Source organism: Herbaspirillum sp. C9C3 (genome assembly GCF_013359625.1).
Taxonomy (GTDB): Bacteria; Pseudomonadota; Gammaproteobacteria; order Burkholderiales; family Burkholderiaceae_D; genus Herbaspirillum.
In genome coordinates, this window is the sequence record NZ_JABFMQ010000002.1 from 341,482 (window position 1) to 357,300 (window position 15,819).

The 15,819-nt window shown below is 63.5% G+C and carries 13 protein-coding genes and 1 pseudogene; 7 read left to right on the forward strand and 7 right to left on the reverse strand.

All coding sequences use genetic code 11. The features are described from left to right. Positions 1-56: 56 nt before the first annotated feature. The 4 genes and pseudogenes from HNO82_RS03770 (at position 57) to HNO82_RS03790 (ending at position 4,109) form a co-directional block, all read left to right on the forward strand. Positions 57-350 (forward strand): hypothetical protein, encoded by a 294-nt coding sequence (locus HNO82_RS03770; protein WP_008326174.1) that lies wholly within the window; start codon positions 57-59, stop codon positions 348-350. 27 nt (positions 351-377) lie between these two features. After that, positions 378-998: a glutathione S-transferase family protein gene (locus HNO82_RS03775; protein WP_175342795.1), complete on the forward strand. Its 621-nt coding sequence runs from the start codon at positions 378-380 to the stop codon at positions 996-998. A 67-nt stretch (positions 999-1,065) separates the two neighbouring features. Further along, positions 1,066-3,127: pseudogene (locus HNO82_RS22175) on the forward strand (2Fe-2S iron-sulfur cluster-binding protein). A gap of 91 nt (positions 3,128-3,218) precedes the next feature. After that, on the forward strand, positions 3,219-4,109 hold the full coding sequence (locus tag HNO82_RS03790; protein WP_175342797.1) for a LysR family transcriptional regulator: 891 nt from the start codon (positions 3,219-3,221) through the stop codon (positions 4,107-4,109). A 12-nt stretch (positions 4,110-4,121) separates the two neighbouring features. On the opposite strand, the gene HNO82_RS03795 is transcribed toward HNO82_RS03790, so the two are convergent. After that, positions 4,122-4,859 (reverse strand): type 1 glutamine amidotransferase, encoded by a 738-nt coding sequence (locus tag HNO82_RS03795; RefSeq protein WP_175342798.1) that lies wholly within the window; start codon positions 4,857-4,859, stop codon positions 4,122-4,124. A 264-nt stretch (positions 4,860-5,123) separates the two neighbouring features. Here HNO82_RS03795 and HNO82_RS03800 point away from each other — a divergent pair, with 264 nt between their 5' ends. Further along, positions 5,124-5,357, forward strand: coding sequence for a type II toxin-antitoxin system Phd/YefM family antitoxin (locus HNO82_RS03800; protein WP_175342799.1), 234 nt, complete (start codon positions 5,124-5,126; stop codon positions 5,355-5,357). Positions 5,358-5,468: 111 nt separating this feature from the next. On the opposite strand, the gene gabD is transcribed toward HNO82_RS03800, so the two are convergent. The 6 genes from gabD to HNO82_RS03830 form a co-directional block, all read right to left on the reverse strand. After that, positions 5,469-6,926 carry an NADP-dependent succinate-semialdehyde dehydrogenase gene (gabD, locus tag HNO82_RS03805; RefSeq protein ID WP_008326184.1) on the reverse strand — a complete coding sequence of 486 codons (1,458 nt, stop codon included), beginning with the start codon at positions 6,924-6,926 and terminating at the stop codon, positions 5,469-5,471. Between the two features lie 30 nt (positions 6,927-6,956). Beyond that, positions 6,957-7,790 carry an ABC transporter permease gene (locus tag HNO82_RS03810; RefSeq protein ID WP_175342800.1) on the reverse strand — a complete coding sequence of 278 codons (834 nt, stop codon included), beginning with the start codon at positions 7,788-7,790 and terminating at the stop codon, positions 6,957-6,959. A gap of 40 nt (positions 7,791-7,830) precedes the next feature. Beyond that, positions 7,831-9,114 (reverse strand): ABC transporter permease, encoded by a 1,284-nt coding sequence (locus HNO82_RS03815; RefSeq protein WP_008326186.1) that lies wholly within the window; start codon positions 9,112-9,114, stop codon positions 7,831-7,833. 82 nt (positions 9,115-9,196) lie between these two features. Further along, the gene (locus tag HNO82_RS03820) at positions 9,197-10,240 is read right to left on the reverse strand and encodes an ABC transporter substrate-binding protein (RefSeq protein ID WP_175342801.1); all 1,044 of its coding nucleotides are present in this window, start codon (positions 10,238-10,240) and stop codon (positions 9,197-9,199) included. 177 nt (positions 10,241-10,417) lie between these two features. After that, the gene (locus HNO82_RS03825) at positions 10,418-11,560 is read right to left on the reverse strand and encodes an ABC transporter ATP-binding protein (protein ID WP_249776924.1); all 1,143 of its coding nucleotides are present in this window, start codon (positions 11,558-11,560) and stop codon (positions 10,418-10,420) included. Between the two features lie 81 nt (positions 11,561-11,641). Continuing rightward, entirely contained in the window at positions 11,642-12,922 is a 1,281-nt protein-coding gene (locus HNO82_RS03830) for a 4-aminobutyrate--2-oxoglutarate transaminase (RefSeq protein WP_175342802.1), read from the reverse strand. A gap of 136 nt (positions 12,923-13,058) precedes the next feature. On the opposite strand from HNO82_RS03830, the gene pdxR reads away from it, so the two are divergent. Then, the gene (gene pdxR / locus HNO82_RS03835) at positions 13,059-14,630 is read left to right on the forward strand and encodes a MocR-like pyridoxine biosynthesis transcription factor PdxR (RefSeq protein WP_175342803.1); all 1,572 of its coding nucleotides are present in this window, start codon (positions 13,059-13,061) and stop codon (positions 14,628-14,630) included. A 138-nt stretch (positions 14,631-14,768) separates the two neighbouring features. After that, positions 14,769-15,776, forward strand: coding sequence for a zinc-binding alcohol dehydrogenase family protein (locus tag HNO82_RS03840; RefSeq protein ID WP_175342804.1), 1,008 nt, complete (start codon positions 14,769-14,771; stop codon positions 15,774-15,776). Positions 15,777-15,819 lie beyond the last annotated feature (43 nt).

Below are 15,819 nucleotides of genomic sequence, written 5' to 3' on the forward strand. Positions count from 1 at the left end.
ACAGGCCCTCCCCGCGAAAGATCATAACCAAGCGACATGGGCGCGTACAGGAGGAAATGAAGGCTTCTTCACACATCCCGTCAGGCAACATTTCCCGTTCGCAAGCGCGGGCCGCCAACGCCCGTGCCAGCGATTCTTCAAGCGAGCTGGGCGCTACCGGGCGGATGAGCGACGTTGCTGGTGAAGGCGAGACTGAACGAAGCTTCCGGATTCTCGTTGAGGGCTCGTTTTTTCCTTCACATTTTTCTTCACATTATTCCTCTCTGTGCAATAAAGAAGTGTCGACGGCACGGATTCTCTTCATTCGCGCTTGGCTCCACACTGGCGTCACGGTCAAGGAACATCCATGACCGACCCAATCCACCAGGAGCCCTCCCATGAAGATCCATCATTTCCCCTTGTCCGGTCATGCTCATCGCGCCGTCCTGTTCGCTTCGCTGCTGGGCCTGGAGGCCGAGCTGATTCACGTGGACCTGGCCGGCGGCGCCCACAAGCAGCCGGCCTTCCTCGCCTTGAATCCCTTTGGCCAGGTGCCGGTGCTGCAAGATGGGGATGCCGTCATCGCCGACTCCAACGCCATCCTGGTCTACCTGGCCAAGAAGGCCGGCCGCACCGACTGGCTGCCCGAGGATGCCCAAGGCGCCGCCGCCGTGCAGCGCTGGCTGTCGGTGGCCGCCGGTGAGCTGGCCTATGGTCCGGCCGCCGCACGCCTCATTACCGTCTTCGGTGCCCGTTTCAATCCGGAAGAAGTGATCCAGCGCGCGCACCTGCTGCTGGGCCGCATGGAGCAGCACCTGGCCACGCGCCAATGGCTGGCCGCCGATCACCCGACCATCGCCGATGTGGCCGTCTACAGCTACCTGGCCGGGGCGCCCGAGGGCAACGTCGACCTGAGCGCCTATCCGGCCGTGCTGGGCTTGCTGGAGCGCATCGAGGCCCTGCCAGGCTTCGTGCCTTTCCCCCGCACCGCCGCTGGTCTGCGGGCCGCCCAGGCCTGATTGTCCGGGTGCATTTCCAGGCCGCCGTCACGGCGATTGCTGGCACTGTCTTTTCGAGAGGTCCGTCATGAGCACTTTCCCCAAGCTACCGACCTGGCATGCCGGTGAGAAACAACTGCAAGCGCAACTCGGCGTGGCCGACAAGATGGAGTCCGTGGGGCAGCGCGTGGTGCGCGACTTCATGCCCGAGCAGCACCGCGATTTCTACGGCCAGTTGCCCTTCATCGTGCTGGGCAGTGTCGATGCGTCGGGCGACGCGTGGGCCACCTTCCTCGAAGGCCATCCCGGCTTCCTGGCCTCGCCTGCGCCGACCCAGCTGGACATGCACGCCCGTCCCGCGCCCGAAGACCCGGCCGCCGCCGGCATGGCCGCAGGCGCGCCGGTCGGCCTGCTGGGCATCGAGATGCACACGCGGCGCCGCAATCGCATGAATGGCGTGCTCGCACCGCTGGCCGACGGATGGCGCGTGCAGGTGGAGCAGAGCTTCGGCAATTGCCCGCGCTACATCCAGCTGCGCGACTATTCCTTTGCCCGCGAGCCCGCCGAGGCGCACACCGGGCAGAGCGAGATGCTGTCCACGCTGGACGCCCCGGCCCGTGCCCTGATCGCCGACGCCGATGCCTTCTTCGTGGCCACCTATGCCGATCTGGAAGGGCGGCGCCAGGTGGATGTCTCGCATCGCGGCGGCAAGCCGGGGTTTGTCAGGGTCGATGAGGAGGGCGTGCTGACCGTGCCGGACTTCAACGGCAACCTGTTCTTTTCGACCCTGGGCAACATCGTGCTCAATGGCCATGCGGGTTTGCTCTTTGTGGACTATGCCTCAGGCGATGTCTTGCAGATGACCGGGCAGGCTGAGGTGATCCTCGAATCCCCCGAGATCGCCGCCTTCGAGGGTGCCGAGCGCCTGTGGACCTTCCGCCCGCAGCGCATCGTGCGCCGCCGTGCGGCACTGGCCTTGCGCTGGGCGTTCCAGGAACACGCCTTTTCGCCCTATGCGCTCATGACGGGCGACTGGCAGCAAGCCGCCGAGCGCCTGCGCGCCCAGGCCCTCTCGGGCCAGTGGCGCAGCCTGAAGGTGGCGCATCGTGCAGGAAAGCGAGACCATCCGCTCCTTCCACCTGGTGGCCGACGATGGCGCCGGGCTGCTGCCGGCGCTGCCGGGCCAGCACCTGCCGATCCGGGTGCGCACCGAGGCCGGGGCCGCGCCGTTGATCCGCACCTACACCTTGTCTTCGGCACCGCACGAGGGGCATTACCGCATCAGCGTCAAGCGCGAGGGCGTGGTGTCGCAATACCTGCATGCGCAGTTGCGCGAGGGCGACCGCATCGAGGCGCGCGCCCCGGCGGGGGATTTCACGCTCGATACCGCCACCGACAGGCCGGTGGTGCTGCTGGCCGCTGGCGTGGGCATTACGCCGATGATGGCCATGTTGCGCCACCTGGTCCAGGAAGGATTGCGCCGCCAGCGCATGCGCCCGGCCATCTTGTTTTACTCCGCACGCACAATGGGCGAGCGCGCCTTCGATGCCGAGCTGGCCGAGCTGGTGGCGGCCTCACGCGGTGCAATCAGGCTGGTACGGGTGCTCAGTGACACCACCGACGCCCGCGAGGGCGACGCGTTCGACGCCGCCGGCCGTATCGACATGAACCTGCTCTCGCGCAGCCTGCCGTTTGGCGATTACGAGTTTTACCTGTGCGGTCCGGGCGGCTTCATGCAGGGGCTCTACGATGGCTTGCGTGGATTCGGCATCAACGACGAGCGCATCCATGCCGAAGCCTTTGGTCCGGCCTCGCTCACCCGCACCGGCAACACCGTCGAGGCGGCGGTGCCGCTGGCACCGGTGGCGGACACGGCCGTCCCGGTGATCTTCATGGAAAGCCTCAAGGAAGCCCGCTGGACACCTGACTCTGGCAGCTTGCTGGAGCTGGCCGAAGCACGCGGCCTGTCGCCCGAGTTCAGCTGCCGCGAAGGTCACTGCGGCAGTTGCCGCACCCGTTTGCTGGCCGGCGAGGTGACTTACCTCAAGCCGCCGCAGGCCAGCGTGGGCGAAGGCGAGGTGCTGCTGTGCTGTGCGCGTCCGGCCAAGCCATCTGGCACGGATGCGCAGCGCCTGGAGCTGGCGCTGTGAGGGCGATATGAAGGCTTTGGAAAGTCCCGCTCCGGATGCCGCTGAAGAGGGCATAATGCGACCTTCTCCGACAGGCAGGCAAGGAAGGCACATGGACCGATGGCTGGCAATGCGAATCTTCGTGCAAGTGGCCGAGACCGCCAGTTTCGCCAGGGCGGCGCGGCAGATGCAGTTGAGTGCGCCGATGGTCACCCGCACCGTGGCGGGACTGGAAGAACTGGTCGGCGCACGGCTGCTGGTGCGTACCACGCGCTCGGTCAAGACTACCGAAGCCGGGGCCCGCTATCTGGAAGACTGCCGCCGCATCCTTGCTGAAATCGCCGAAGCCGAAGCGGCCGCCGCCGGTCATTATGACCAACCCTCGGGCACGCTGTCGGTGACGGCGGCCTTGCTGTTCGGGCAGCTACATGTGCTGCCCATCGTCACGGAATACCTCGATCTCTATCCGGGCATGCGGGCGCGGACTTTCTTCGTGGATCGTCCGGTCAACATCGTGGAAGAGGGCATGGATGTGGCGGTGCGTATCGGCCATCTGCCCGATTCCGGCTTCACTGCCATTCAGGTTGGTTCGGTCCGCCGCGTGATCTGTGCCTCACCCGACTATCTGCGCCAGCATGGCACGCCGACCTCACCCGCTGATCTGAAGCAGCATCGCATCGTCACGTCCACCAGCGCCTGGGCTTCGCCGGAATGGCGCTTTGCCGATGGCCAGCGTGTGGTGATCGATGCGGCCCTGCAAACCAATACCAATGAAGCCGCCATCAGCACTGCCCGCCAGGGCTGGGGGTTGACGCGCGTGCTGGCCTATCAGGTGGCAGCCGACCTCCAGGCCGGGCGCTTGCAGCGGGTCATGAGCGAGTTCGAAGAGCCGCCCCTGCCGATCCACGTGCTCTATCCGGAAGGGCGGCGTTCCCCGGCCAAGGTGCGCGCCTTCATCGATCTGGCGGTGAGCCGCCTGCGCGCGCATCCTGCGTTCCACTGAGCGCTGCGGGATTCATCCGTAATACGCTGGTACCCGCACTGAAATACGCAGTGGGCGGTTCAGTTGGCGCGTCCATGCCGCGTAGGTCTGGTCGGCGACCAGGCGCAGGGCGGCGATGCGCTCCGGCAATTGATCAAGGATCTGTGTTTGGCTCTGCGCAGCCGGGCCGCATGCACGCAGCAGTTCGCCGCGTCCGGCGGCACACCAGTTGCGCACGCTCTCTTCGGTCACTTCGAGATGGCCCTGGAAACCCCATTGCTTGCCGCGCATGAATCCCTTGTTGAGGCAGTGGCTGCCATACATGGTGCGCACGGCGCCGACGGGAATTTCAAAGGTGTCGTAATGCCAGTTGAAGAGGGTGACCTGGCGAGCCAGTCCCATGTGCTGCTGCGCGGGCGGCGTGACCCAGACCGGGCTCCAGCCGATGTTGGCGCAGAGGTTGCGGCTGACCTGCGCGCCCATGGCGCGGGCCAGCAATTGGGCACCGAAGCAGTGGCCCAGCACCGGAACGTCGCGGGCCAGGGCATCTTGCAGGAGGGTGTGTTCGGCGTGGATCCAGGGCAGGTCTTCATTGACGCTGCGGTCGCTGCCCAGCGTGACGATGCCGGAAAACTGGCTGGCATCGCGCGGGGCATCGCCCTCGGCGGCGGGATGGAACAGGCGATAGGGCAGGGCGTGTTGTTCCAGATGATCGAGCAGGACACCAGGGCCCTGCGTGCTTTCATGCTGGAGGATGGCGATCGGTCTCATGAACGGGGGACGGGCTTGGGCCGGTCCGTAGTGGCGGAGACGTCAATGTAGGATGGGGTACGTAAACGGCGGGTTGTATTTTTGAGTGGGGATGTAAACATCCTGTAAAGCCGCTGACGCGATCAAGGACGGGCAGGCCAAATGGGAGCACTCGTCGTGCAGAACGATGGTGTCGTTGAAATGACTTGGTTGCATAGTCATTTCGTTGCATGGTATGAATAGTTTTTTGATCCAGGCCATCGTCGTTTGATGAAGAGGTGATCCATGCAAGGCAACCAAGTATCCAAGACGGAGTTCAAGGCCAAGGCGCTGGAATATTTCCGCCAAGTGGAAGCCTCCGGTGAAAGCGTAGTGGTGACCGACCACGGCAAGCCCACCGTGGAAGTCCGTCCGTTTCGGGCCGCCGAGCGTGCGCCGCTGACTATCCTGGCGGGCTCGGTATTACGTTATGAAGACCGTACTGAGCCGCTCGATGTGGAGTGGGAGGCGAGCCAATGATCGTTCTCGATACGCATGCCAAAATTCGCGCCTGCCCGCACGTCAACACCATCTCGTGAAAAGGCCGCCATGATGGCGGCCTTCGACATGTGTGCCATACAGCGGACGCTCTTAGATCCCCCCCATGCACAAATACTTCACGACCAGATAATCATCGATCCCATAGTGCGATCCTTCCCGCCCCAATCCCGACTGCTTGACCCCGCCAAACGGCGCGACCTCATTGGAGATGAGCCCGGTATTGATCCCCACCATGCCCGACTCCAGACCTTCGGCCACACGCCAGATGCGGCCGATGTCGCGTGAGTAGAAATAACTGGCCAGGCCGAATTCGGTATCGTTGGCCAGGGCCACCGCTTCTTCATCGGTCTTGAAACGGAACAGCGGTGCCATCGGTCCGAAGGTCTCTTCACGCGCCACCTGCATGGCCGGGGTCACTTCAGCCAGCACGGTGGGCTCGAAGAAGCTGTGACCCAGCGCATGACGCTTGCCACCCAGCAGCACGCGCGCGCCCTTGGCGACGGCATCGGCGATGTGCTGCTCGACCTTCCTGACGGCCTGTTCGTTGATCAGCGGACCTTGCGTCACACCGTTCTCCATGCCATCGCCGACCTTCAGTTTCTTGACCGCTTCCACCAGCTTGGCAGCGAAGGCGTCATACACCCCATCCTGCACGTAAATCCGGTTGGCACAGACGCAGGTCTGACCGGCGTTGCGATACTTGGAGGCAATCGCCCCTTCCACGGCAGCATCCAGGTCGGCATCGTCAAAGACGATGAAGGGCGCATTGCCACCCAGTTCCAGCGAGAGTTTCTTGATGCTCGATGCGCTTTGCTCCATCAGCAGCTTGCCCACGCCCGTGGAGCCGGTGAAACTGATCTTGCGCACGATGGGGTTGGAGGTCATCTCGCCACCGATCTCCTTGGGAGTGCCGGTGACCACGCTGAACACACCCGCCGGCACACCGGCACGTTCGGCCAGCACGGCCAGGGCCAACGCGGAGAAGGGCGTGGCTTCAGCGGGCTTCAAAACCATCGGACAACCCGCGGCCAGTGCCGGGCCGGCCTTGCGGGTAATCATTGCAGCGGGGAAATTCCACGGCGTGATCGCCGCGCAGACACCGATGGCTTCCTTGATGACCACGATGCGATTGGACGGCGAAGGCGAGGGAATGGTATCGCCATAGGTGCGTTTGCCTTCTTCTGCAAACCACTCGATGAAGGACGCGGCATAGCCGATTTCGCCCTTGGCCTCGGCCAGCGGCTTGCCTTGCTCGGCGGTCATGATCAGGGCCAGGTCGTCGGCATTGGCCATCATCAGTTCGTACCAGCGGCGCAGGATTGCGCTGCGCTCCTTGGCGGTCTTCTTCTTCCAGGCCGGCCAGGCGGCGTTGGCGGCTTCGATGGCGCGGCGGGTTTCGGCCGCGCCCATCATGGGCACGCTGCCCAGCAGGGTGCCATTGGCCGGATTGTGGACCTCAAGCTTGGCACCCTGGTCGGCATCGCACCACTGGCCGTTCAGATAGGCCTGTTGACGCAGCAGGGAAGGATCGTTGAGTTGTTGCAGCATGTCGTTTCTCCGTCAGGGAAGGTGCAGGGCTCAGAAGCGCGCTGCGGCCTTGTTGCGCCCGCGCAGCCATTCCAGGGCCAGCAGCAGGCAGGTCGAAAACACGATCAGGATCGTCGCCAGGGCGGCGATGGTCGGGCTGATGTTGTCCTTGATGCCGGCAAACATCTGACGCGGCAGGGTGGCTTGCTCGGGCCCGGCCACGAACAGGGTGAGAACCACTTCATCGAAGGAAGTTGCAAAAGCGAACAAAGCCCCCGAGATCAGTCCCGGCGCAATCACCGGCAAGGTGATGCGGAAGAAGGTGCGCAAGGGGCTCGCCCCCAGGCTCAGGCTGGCGCGCACCAGGTTGTGATTGAAGCCCTGCAGCGTGGCCAGCACGGTGGTGACCACGAAGGGCGCGCCCAGCGCCGCATGCGCCAGGATCAGGCCGAGGTAGCTGTCGGCCAGACCGATGCGCGCGAAGAACAGATACACGCCCACCCCCACCACGACCACCGGCACGATCATGGGCGAAATCAGAATCGCCATGACGATGCCCTTGCCACGGAAATCGGCCTTGTTCAGCCCGACCGCCGCCAGCGTGCCCAGTACGGTGGCAATGATGGTCGCAGCCGGAGCGACGATGAAGCTGTTCTGTGCGGCGCGCACCCATTCGTCGGAGGTGAACAGGTTCTCGTACCAGCGCAGCGAGAAGCCCTGGATGGGATACATCAGGAAACTGCTGTCGGAGAAGGACAGCGGAATCATCACCAGGATAGGCAAGACCAGGAACAGCAGTACCAGCAGGTTGAAACTGCGCGAGGCAAAGAACCAGGCGCGTTCCACCAGCGAGGTGTAGGGCGGAAACAGAGGGGGTTTGTTCATGGTGTATTTCCTGAATTCTTCGGTGGATTCTTCAATGGCTTCAGCTCATGCCCACATCGACCTTGGCAAAGCGACGATAGACGCCGTACAGCACCAGGGTCGCCGCCAGCAACAGGCTGCCCAGGGCACAGGCCATGCCCCAGTTGATGGTGGTGTTGATGAAGTAGGCGATGAAGTAGCTCACCATCTGTTCATTCGGTCCGCCCAGGAGCGCCGGTGTGATGTAGTAGCCACCGGCCATGATGAACACCAGCAGCACGCCCGCACCGATGCCCGGATAGGTCTGCGGCACGTACACGCGCCAGAAGGCGGCGAAGGGATGGCTGCCCAGCGACACGGCGGCCTTGAGATAGGTGGGCGGCACCGACTTCATGACGCTGTAGAGCGGCAGGATCATGAAGGGCAGCAGGATGTGGGTCATCGAGATGTAGACGCCCACGCGATTGAACACCAGCTCCAGCGGCGAGTGCGTGAGACCGGTCAGCATCAGCGCCTTGTTGACCAGTCCTTCCGATTGCAGCAGCACGATCCAGGCGGCCACGCGCACCAGGATCGAGGTCCAGAAGGGAATGAGCACCAGGATCATCAGCAGGTTGGCGCGGCGCTCCGGCATGGTGGAGAGCCAGTAGGCCAGCGGATAGGCCAGCAGCAGGGTGATGATGGTGACCACTGCGCTCATCCACAGCGTACGGCCGAAGATGGTGCGGTAGATGGCCGATTCGGGGGCGACAGCTTCGATATCACCGAAGACGTTCTGGCGCAGGTCCAGCGAAGCCAGCAGGTAGTAGGGAGAATAGAGCGAGCCGTTCTGGGCGATCACGCGCCATACCTCGGGCTGGCCCCATTGTTCATTGAGGGCGATGATGGCCTCGCGCGCGGCAGCCGGGCTCAAGGCTTTGCCATCGGCATCGCGCAGCGGCATGGCACGTGTCGTACCCATCACCAGCGAGCGCGCACCGGCAAATTCGATATTCAGGCGCCGTGCCAGATTGCCGGCGGTGGTGTCTTCCTTGGCGCGGGCCAGGTCTTCTGCCAGGGCGGAATAGGCCTGGTCGGGCAGGGCCGAGCGGCGATCCCACTTCGACAGGACCGCCACGGTCTGTGGCAGGGTGGTGGCGACTTCCGGATTCTCGATGGCGCGCTGCAGGAGGACCACGATGGGGGCCACGAAGGTCAGCAGCAGGAAGATCGCCAGCGGGGCGATCAGGGCCATTGCGCCCAGGCGCTTGCGGGTCTGGGCGGCGCGCAGGTCGCGCTTGAGTTGCTGCGGATCAGGTTCGGCCAGGGGCATGGCGGCGGCGGAGCGGGTGGCGATGGTGGTCATGTCTCGGGTGTCCGGTGGCAGCGGAATTCAAGACAGCGATCCGGCCAGCGCAGGCGGGATCGCTGTCGGGCAGCATGCAGGCTTACTTCGCGATCCAGGAAGCGAAGCGCTGCTCAAGTTCCTCGCCGTGGTCGGTCCAGAACTGCAGGCTCAGTTTCAACGCATCCTTGGCATTGTTGGGAGAAGTCGGCAGGTTGCTCAGGGTCTTGGCGTCGAGCAGCTTCAAGGCACCCTTGCTGACGGGACCGTAGGCGATGTTGTCGGCGTAGACTTTCTGGTTTTCCGGCTGGCTGGCAAAGCTGATGAACTTCTCGGCCAGGGCCTTGTTCGGCGAACCCTTCGGGATCACCCAGTAATCCAGGGTATAGACGCTGCCGTTCCACACCACCTTGAGGTTCTTGCCTTCGCGCTGGGCCGCGTCGATACGGCCGTTGTAGGCATTGGCCATGACCACGTCACCCGAGGCCAGGAACTGCGCCGGCAGGGCGCCGGCATCCCACCACTGGATGTTGGGTTTCAACTGGTCCAGCTTCTTGAAGGCACGATCCACGCCTTCCTTGGTGGAGAGCACCTTGTAGACATCCTTGGCCGGCACGCCATCGGCCATCAGCGCGAACTCCAGGTTGTACTGGGCGCTCTTCTTCATGCCGCGCTTGCCGGGGAATTTCTTGGTATCCCAGAAATCGGCCCAGCTGGTCGGCGCGGTCTTGAGCTTGTCGGCGTTGTAGGCCAGCACGGTGGACCAGACGAAGGCACCCATGCCGCATTCGCTGACGGTGGCTTCGGGGATGTAGTCGTTCTTCTTGATGGTCTTGGCCAGGTCCAGCTTTTCGATCAGGCCATCGTCACAGGCGCGGGTCAAGTCGCCGCCATCGATTTCCACCACGTCCCAGCTGACCTTCTTGGTCTCGACCATGGCCTTGACCTTGGCCAGTTCGCCGTTGAACTCGGCGGTCACGACCTTGGTGCCGGTGCTCTTCTCGAAGGGCTCCACGTAGGCGACCTTCTGCGCATTGCCATTGGCGCCACCGAAGTTGACCAGGGTCAGTTCTGCGGCAGAAGCCGTACCGGAAAACAGCAAGCCCAGGAAGAGCGGGGACAGCAGGGCGGGTGTCAGGCGTTTCATTGTTGTTCCTCGTTGGTTATCGTGCGTGTTGACTGTGTTGACGGTGTTGAACTTGGTAAAAGCCGAGCGGCACTCTGGGTTGCCTTGCTCTTCGAACGGGACTGCTGAACATCAGGTGCGACAAAAGAACAAAAACGGAATAACTCAAAAAACTAAGTAAACGGGAGTATCTGAAAATCAGAGGAAGCAGCGCAGACGGTCCTGCGCCACGTGCAGCACCACACTGCTGCCTTCGCTCAGTCCGGCCAGGGCCGGGTCGGACAGCGAGAGCTTGACGAAGCAATCGTCCTGCCCCGTGACCGTGCAGCGCACGCGCACGTGATCCCCAAAATAGATCAGCCCGGCGATGGTGGCGCGAATGCTGTTGGGTTCGGCGCTGCCGCCGGCGGCCAGGCGGATGCGTTCCGGACGCACGCAGGCGGCGATGGTTTGTCCGGCATGGGCGCGATGCACGTTCAGTCCGGTGACCACCGTGCCATCGGCCAGGCGCACCGTGCAGTGTTCGCCCTGCACGGATTCCACGGTGCCGGTGAAGCGGTTGTTGTCGCCGATGAAGTTGGCGACGAACTGATTGTCGGGATATTCGTAGAGCTCGGTCACCGGGGCCAGTTGCTGGATCACGCCCTGGTCGAACACGGCCACGCGGTCCGACATGGTGAGTGCTTCGCTCTGGTCGTGGGTGACGTAGACGAAGGTCACGCCCAGGCGCTTGTGCAGGGCCTTCAGTTCGAGCTGCATGTGTTCGCGCAGTTGCTTGTCCAGCGCGCCCAGCGGTTCGTCCATCAACACCAGTTGCGGATCGAACACCAGCGTGCGCGCCAGCGCCACGCGCTGCTGCTGGCCACCGGAGAGCTGGGTCGGATAGCGGTCGCCGAACTTGCCCATCTGCACCATGTCCAGCGCCTGCTTGACCTTGGCTTCGCGGGTGGCGCGGTCCATCTTGCGCACCGACAGCGGATAGGCCACGTTCTGTGCAATGGTCATGTGCGGGAACAGCGCATAGTTCTGGAACACCATGCCGATGTCGCGCTTGTGGGGCGGCACACGGTTGAGCAACTGGCCATCGAGACGGATCTCGCCGCCGGTCGGGAACTCGAAACCGGCCAGCATCATCAGGCAGGTGGTCTTGCCGGAGCCGGAGGGGCCCAGCAGGGTCAGGAATTCACCGCGACGAATCTCCAGATCCAGATTCTTGACGATCAGGTTTTCGCCATCGTAGGTTTTCTTCACGCCGCAGAACTGCACCAGCACGTCAGTGCCGCTGCCGGCGGCCGGCGCGTGTGCTTGCGCCGATTGCTTCATTGCATGAGCTGCCATCATCGATCCTCTCTTATCCTCAGGGCCGGATACTTCGTCCGGCCCTTCTAACCCACTGCTGAAAGCTGCCTTGCAATGCAAGACTCAGGCCAGCTTGATCGCCTTGGACAGGATGCCCAGTGCCTCATCCATGACGGTATCGGGAATCGTCAGCGGGAACAAGAAGCGGATCACGTTACCGTAGCTGCCGCAGGACAGCAGCAGCAATCCATTGTTCAGAGCATGCTGCTGGACCTTCCTGGTGTAGTCCGCATCCGGCTTGCCGGTGGCGGGGTCGGCAAACTCCACGGCCACCATCGCACCCACGCCGCGCACTTCGGCGATCTGCGGCACGGCCGAGCGCAGTTCCTTCAGATGCTCCTGCAGCTTGTCGCCCAGGCGCTGACCACGGGCCACCAGTTTTTCTTCTTCCATCACATCCAAGACCGCCAGTGCCGAGGCAATGGCCAGCGGGTTGCCCGCATAGGTGCCGCCCAGGCCGCCGGCGGCGGGTGCATCCATGATCTCGGCGCGACCGCACACCGCCGACAGCGGCATGCCACCGGCCAGGCTCTTGGCCATGGTCATCAGGTCGGGCAGGACATCGTAATGTTCCATCGCAAACAGCTTGCCGGTGCGGCCATAACCGGACTGCACTTCATCAGCGATCAAGAGGATGCCGTGCTCATCGCAGATGGCGCGCAGGCCGCGCATGAAGTCGGCCGGGGCAGCATAGAAACCACCTTCGCCCTGCACGGGTTCCAGGATGATGGCGGCCACGCGTTTGGCTTCGATGTCGCTCTTGAAGAGACCCTTGACGGCCTCCAGCGCATCCTCGCTGGTGATGCCGTGCAAGGCGCTGGGGTAGGGGGCATGGAAGACGTCGCCGGGGAAGGGACCGAAGCCCAGTTTGTAGGGCGCGACCTTACCGGTGAGCGCCATGCCCATCATGGTCCGGCCATGGAAACCGCCGGCGAAGGCGATCACGCCGGGGCGGCCGGTGTGGGCGCGGGCGATCTTGATGGCGTTTTCCACGGCCTCGGCGCCGGTGGAGAAGAAGGCGGTCTTCTTGGGATAGTTGCCGGGGGTCACCGCGTTGATGCGCTCGGCCAGTTCCACGTAGCTGGCGTAGGGCACGATCTGGTAGGCGGTGTGGGTGAACTTGTCGAGCTGGGCGCGCATGGCGTCGAGCAGCTTGGGATGGCGGTGGCCGGTGTTGAGCACGGCGATGCCGGCGGCGAAGTCGATGAAGCGGCGGCCCTCCACGTCCCACAGCTCGGCATTGGACGCGCGTTCGGCGTAGAAGTCGCACATCACGCCGACGCCGCGCGGGGTGGCGGCATTCTTTCGTTCTTGCAGCGCTTGGTTGGTGGCCTTGCTGGTCATGGCTTGCTCCGATCTTGCTTCGTTGAATGGCGCCTCAGGGCGCAGAAATGGGCAGGAAATTGCTGAATCGGGAAACAATATAAAACCGCAGTGGCACTGTAATATAGAGCCAATTTCAAATATTTGGTGGTGCCACTTGAAACTCGCCTCCTTGTCCGACTATCTGCTGCTGCGCATCAATCGCTCGCCCGTCAGGCCCGCACCGGCCAAGGGCAAGGCCGCGAGCAGCCGTGAAAGCGGCGCAGCGAAATCCCTTAAAAGCGGGAAATCCGGCAGTGAACGCATGCCCGTCAATCGCCAGATCTACCAGTTGATCCGTGAGGCCATCCTGGCCCACACCTTGCCTGCGGGGATGCAGTTGCCTTCCTCGCGTGACCTGGCACTGGAGCTGGGGACCTCGCGCAACACGGTGACCTATGCCTATGAACAGTTGCTGGCCGAGGGGTATCTGGAGAGTCGCACCGGGTCCGGCACCTTCGTGGCCGATACGGCACCCGACCAGATTCCCGAGGCGGTGGAGCGCAAGGAGCCGTTGACCGACCCTTCCGGCAAGTCCGAACTCTCGGCGCGCGGGGCCCTGCTCACGCGCCAGGCCGGCGTGGGCGAACGCCAGTGGGGCGCCTTCATGCCGGGCGTGCCTGATGTGACCTGTGTGCCGCACAAGATCTGGGGACGCCTGCAGAACAAGCACTGGCGCCGTTCCTGTTCGGACTTGCTGACCTATGGCCCCGGTGCCGGTTATGCCGGACTGCGCGAGCAGATTGCCGAGTACCTGCGCGTGGCGCGCTCGGTCAATTGCACGCCCTCGCAGGTGCTCATCACCACCGGCATCCATCAGTCCATCGACATCGTGGTCAAGCTGCTGGGCGAGCATGGTGATACCGCCTGGGTGGAAGACCCGTGCTACTGGGGCACCCGCAGCGTACTCAATTCGCTGGGCATCCAGTCGGTGCCCATTGCGGTGGATCAGGAGGGCATGCGCATGCGGCTGGCCAATCTGCGCCGTCCTCCGCGCTTCATCTGCACCACCCCCTCGCACCAGTATCCGCTGGGCATGGTGATGAGCCTGTCGCGGCGGCGCATGCTGCTGGAGTACGCGGCCACGCACAAGGTATGGATCATCGAGGATGACTACGACAGCGAATTCCGTTATGGCGGCCGTCCGCTGGCCTCGCTGCAGGGCATGGATACGCAGGACCGGGTGCTGTACATGGGCACCTTCAGCAAGATCATGTTTCCGGGGCTGCGCATCGGTTTTCTGGTGGTACCGGAGTCATTGGCCAAGGCGTTTGCCACCGGCATCGCGGAGTTGTACCGCAACGGTCAGGTATTTTTGCAGGCCACGCTGGCCGACTTCATGGCCGAGGGCCACTTCGCTTCGCACATCCGCAAGATGCGCGTGCTCTATGCCGAGCGGCTGCAACTGCTGCAGCAGGCCATCAATCGTCATTTCGGCGAGAAGATGACCATCACCGGCGGCGAGGCCGGATTGCACCTGGTGCTGGGTTTGCCGCAGGAGTGCGACGATGTGCTTATCTGTGAACAGGCGCTGGCGGCGGGCATCGTCGTGCGTCCGCTGTCGCGGTACTACATGGCTGCACGGGGAGCGCGACGGGGATTGCTGCTGGGCTATGCGAGCGTGCCCAATGATGAGATTGCGCGCGCCTTCGACCAGCTGGCGGCGGTGATCAAGCCGCATTTGGCCTGAGCCGATGCGGGGGGATCCCGGAAGGGGTGGATTTTCGTCTGTATGAAGAAACTCTTTCGCGAACCCGGGAGTGGTTGAGGGGTGGGCGCTATCCTAAGATATCCTCCGTCCAGTGATCAATACCGTGAAGGATTTTCCATGCAAGCCATCATCACCAACCCGCAAGCCCAGGCCATCAACGACCCCGCTTCCCTGTCTGCGACCACCTTGCCCGATCCCGTCCCCGGCGAGCATGACCTGCTGGTGGAGGTCAAGGCCATCTCCGTCAATCCGGTCGATACCAAGATCCGCGCCAGCGCCAGCCAAGCCCGTGTGCTGGGCTGGGACGTCAGTGGCGTGGTGCGCGCGGTCGGTGCGAAGGTTACGCTCTTTGCGCCGGGCGATGAAGTCTTCTATGCCGGCGACATCACCCGTCCTGGCGCCAACAGCCAATTGCACGTGGTCGATGAACGCATCGTCGGCCGCAAGCCGGCCAGCCTGAACCATGCTGACGCCGCCGCCATCCCGTTGACCGCCATTACCGCCTGGGAACTGTTGTTCGACCGCGTGGGCGTGGTCGAAGGAGCGGGGCAGGGACGGCGCCTGCTCATCATCGGGGCTGCCGGTGGTGTTGGATCGATCCTGACCCAGCTGGCACGCAAGCTCACGCAACTGACCGTGATCGGCACCGCCTCGCGCAAGGACACCGTCGAGTGGGTGAGCGAACTGGGCGCGCATCACGTGATCGACCACAGCCAGCCCTTCAAGCCGCAGTTGGAGAAGTTGGGCATCCCGGCGGTCGATATCGTCATCAGCCTGACCCACACCGATGAGCACTATGCGCAGATCATCGACGTGCTCGCGCCGCAAGGCCAGCTCGCGCTGATTGATGACCCGGCCACGCTGGATGCGGTGCCGCTCAAGCGCAAGAGTATTTCACTGCATTGGGAGCTGATGTTCACCCGCTCGATGTTCCAGACCGCCGACATGATCCGTCAACATGAGCTGCTGCAACGAGTGTCGCGATTGCTGGATGAGGGCGTGTTGCGTACTACTACCGGGGAGCATTATGGACGCATCAGCGCGGAGAACCTGCGGCGTGCGCATGCCTTGCTGGAGTCGGGCAAGGCGAAGGGGAAGATTGTGCTGGAAGGGTTTGCCGCGTAGCCAGCAGGCTGGCCTGAGTAGAAGGAGTGGCAGCCATCCGCGC

What these genes read in the sequence shown, in the direction of transcription:
- HNO82_RS03810 (WP_175342800.1), bottom strand. Translation starts at nt 7,790, where the DNA reads ATGAACAAACCCCCTCTGTTTCCGCCCTACACCTCGCTGGTGGAACGC.
- HNO82_RS03820 (WP_175342801.1), bottom strand. Translation starts at nt 10,240, where the DNA reads ATGAAACGCCTGACACCCGCCCTGCTGTCCCCGCTCTTCCTGGGCTTG.
- HNO82_RS03775 (WP_175342795.1), top strand. Translation starts at nt 378, where the DNA reads ATGAAGATCCATCATTTCCCCTTGTCCGGTCATGCTCATCGCGCCGTC.
- HNO82_RS03770 (WP_008326174.1), top strand. Translation starts at nt 57, where the DNA reads ATGAAGGCTTCTTCACACATCCCGTCAGGCAACATTTCCCGTTCGCAA.
- HNO82_RS03840 (WP_175342804.1), top strand. Translation starts at nt 14,769, where the DNA reads ATGCAAGCCATCATCACCAACCCGCAAGCCCAGGCCATCAACGACCCC.
- HNO82_RS03800 (WP_175342799.1), top strand. Translation starts at nt 5,124, where the DNA reads ATGCAAGGCAACCAAGTATCCAAGACGGAGTTCAAGGCCAAGGCGCTG.
- HNO82_RS03795 (WP_175342798.1), bottom strand. Translation starts at nt 4,859, where the DNA reads ATGAGACCGATCGCCATCCTCCAGCATGAAAGCACGCAGGGCCCTGGT.
- HNO82_RS03815 (WP_008326186.1), bottom strand. Translation starts at nt 9,114, where the DNA reads ATGACCACCATCGCCACCCGCTCCGCCGCCGCCATGCCCCTGGCCGAA.
- HNO82_RS03790 (WP_175342797.1), top strand. Translation starts at nt 3,219, where the DNA reads ATGGACCGATGGCTGGCAATGCGAATCTTCGTGCAAGTGGCCGAGACC.
- gabD (WP_008326184.1), bottom strand. Translation starts at nt 6,926, where the DNA reads ATGCTGCAACAACTCAACGATCCTTCCCTGCTGCGTCAACAGGCCTAT.
- HNO82_RS03825 (WP_249776924.1), bottom strand. Translation starts at nt 11,560, where the DNA reads ATGATGGCAGCTCATGCAATGAAGCAATCGGCGCAAGCACACGCGCCG.
- HNO82_RS03830 (WP_175342802.1), bottom strand. Translation starts at nt 12,922, where the DNA reads ATGACCAGCAAGGCCACCAACCAAGCGCTGCAAGAACGAAAGAATGCC.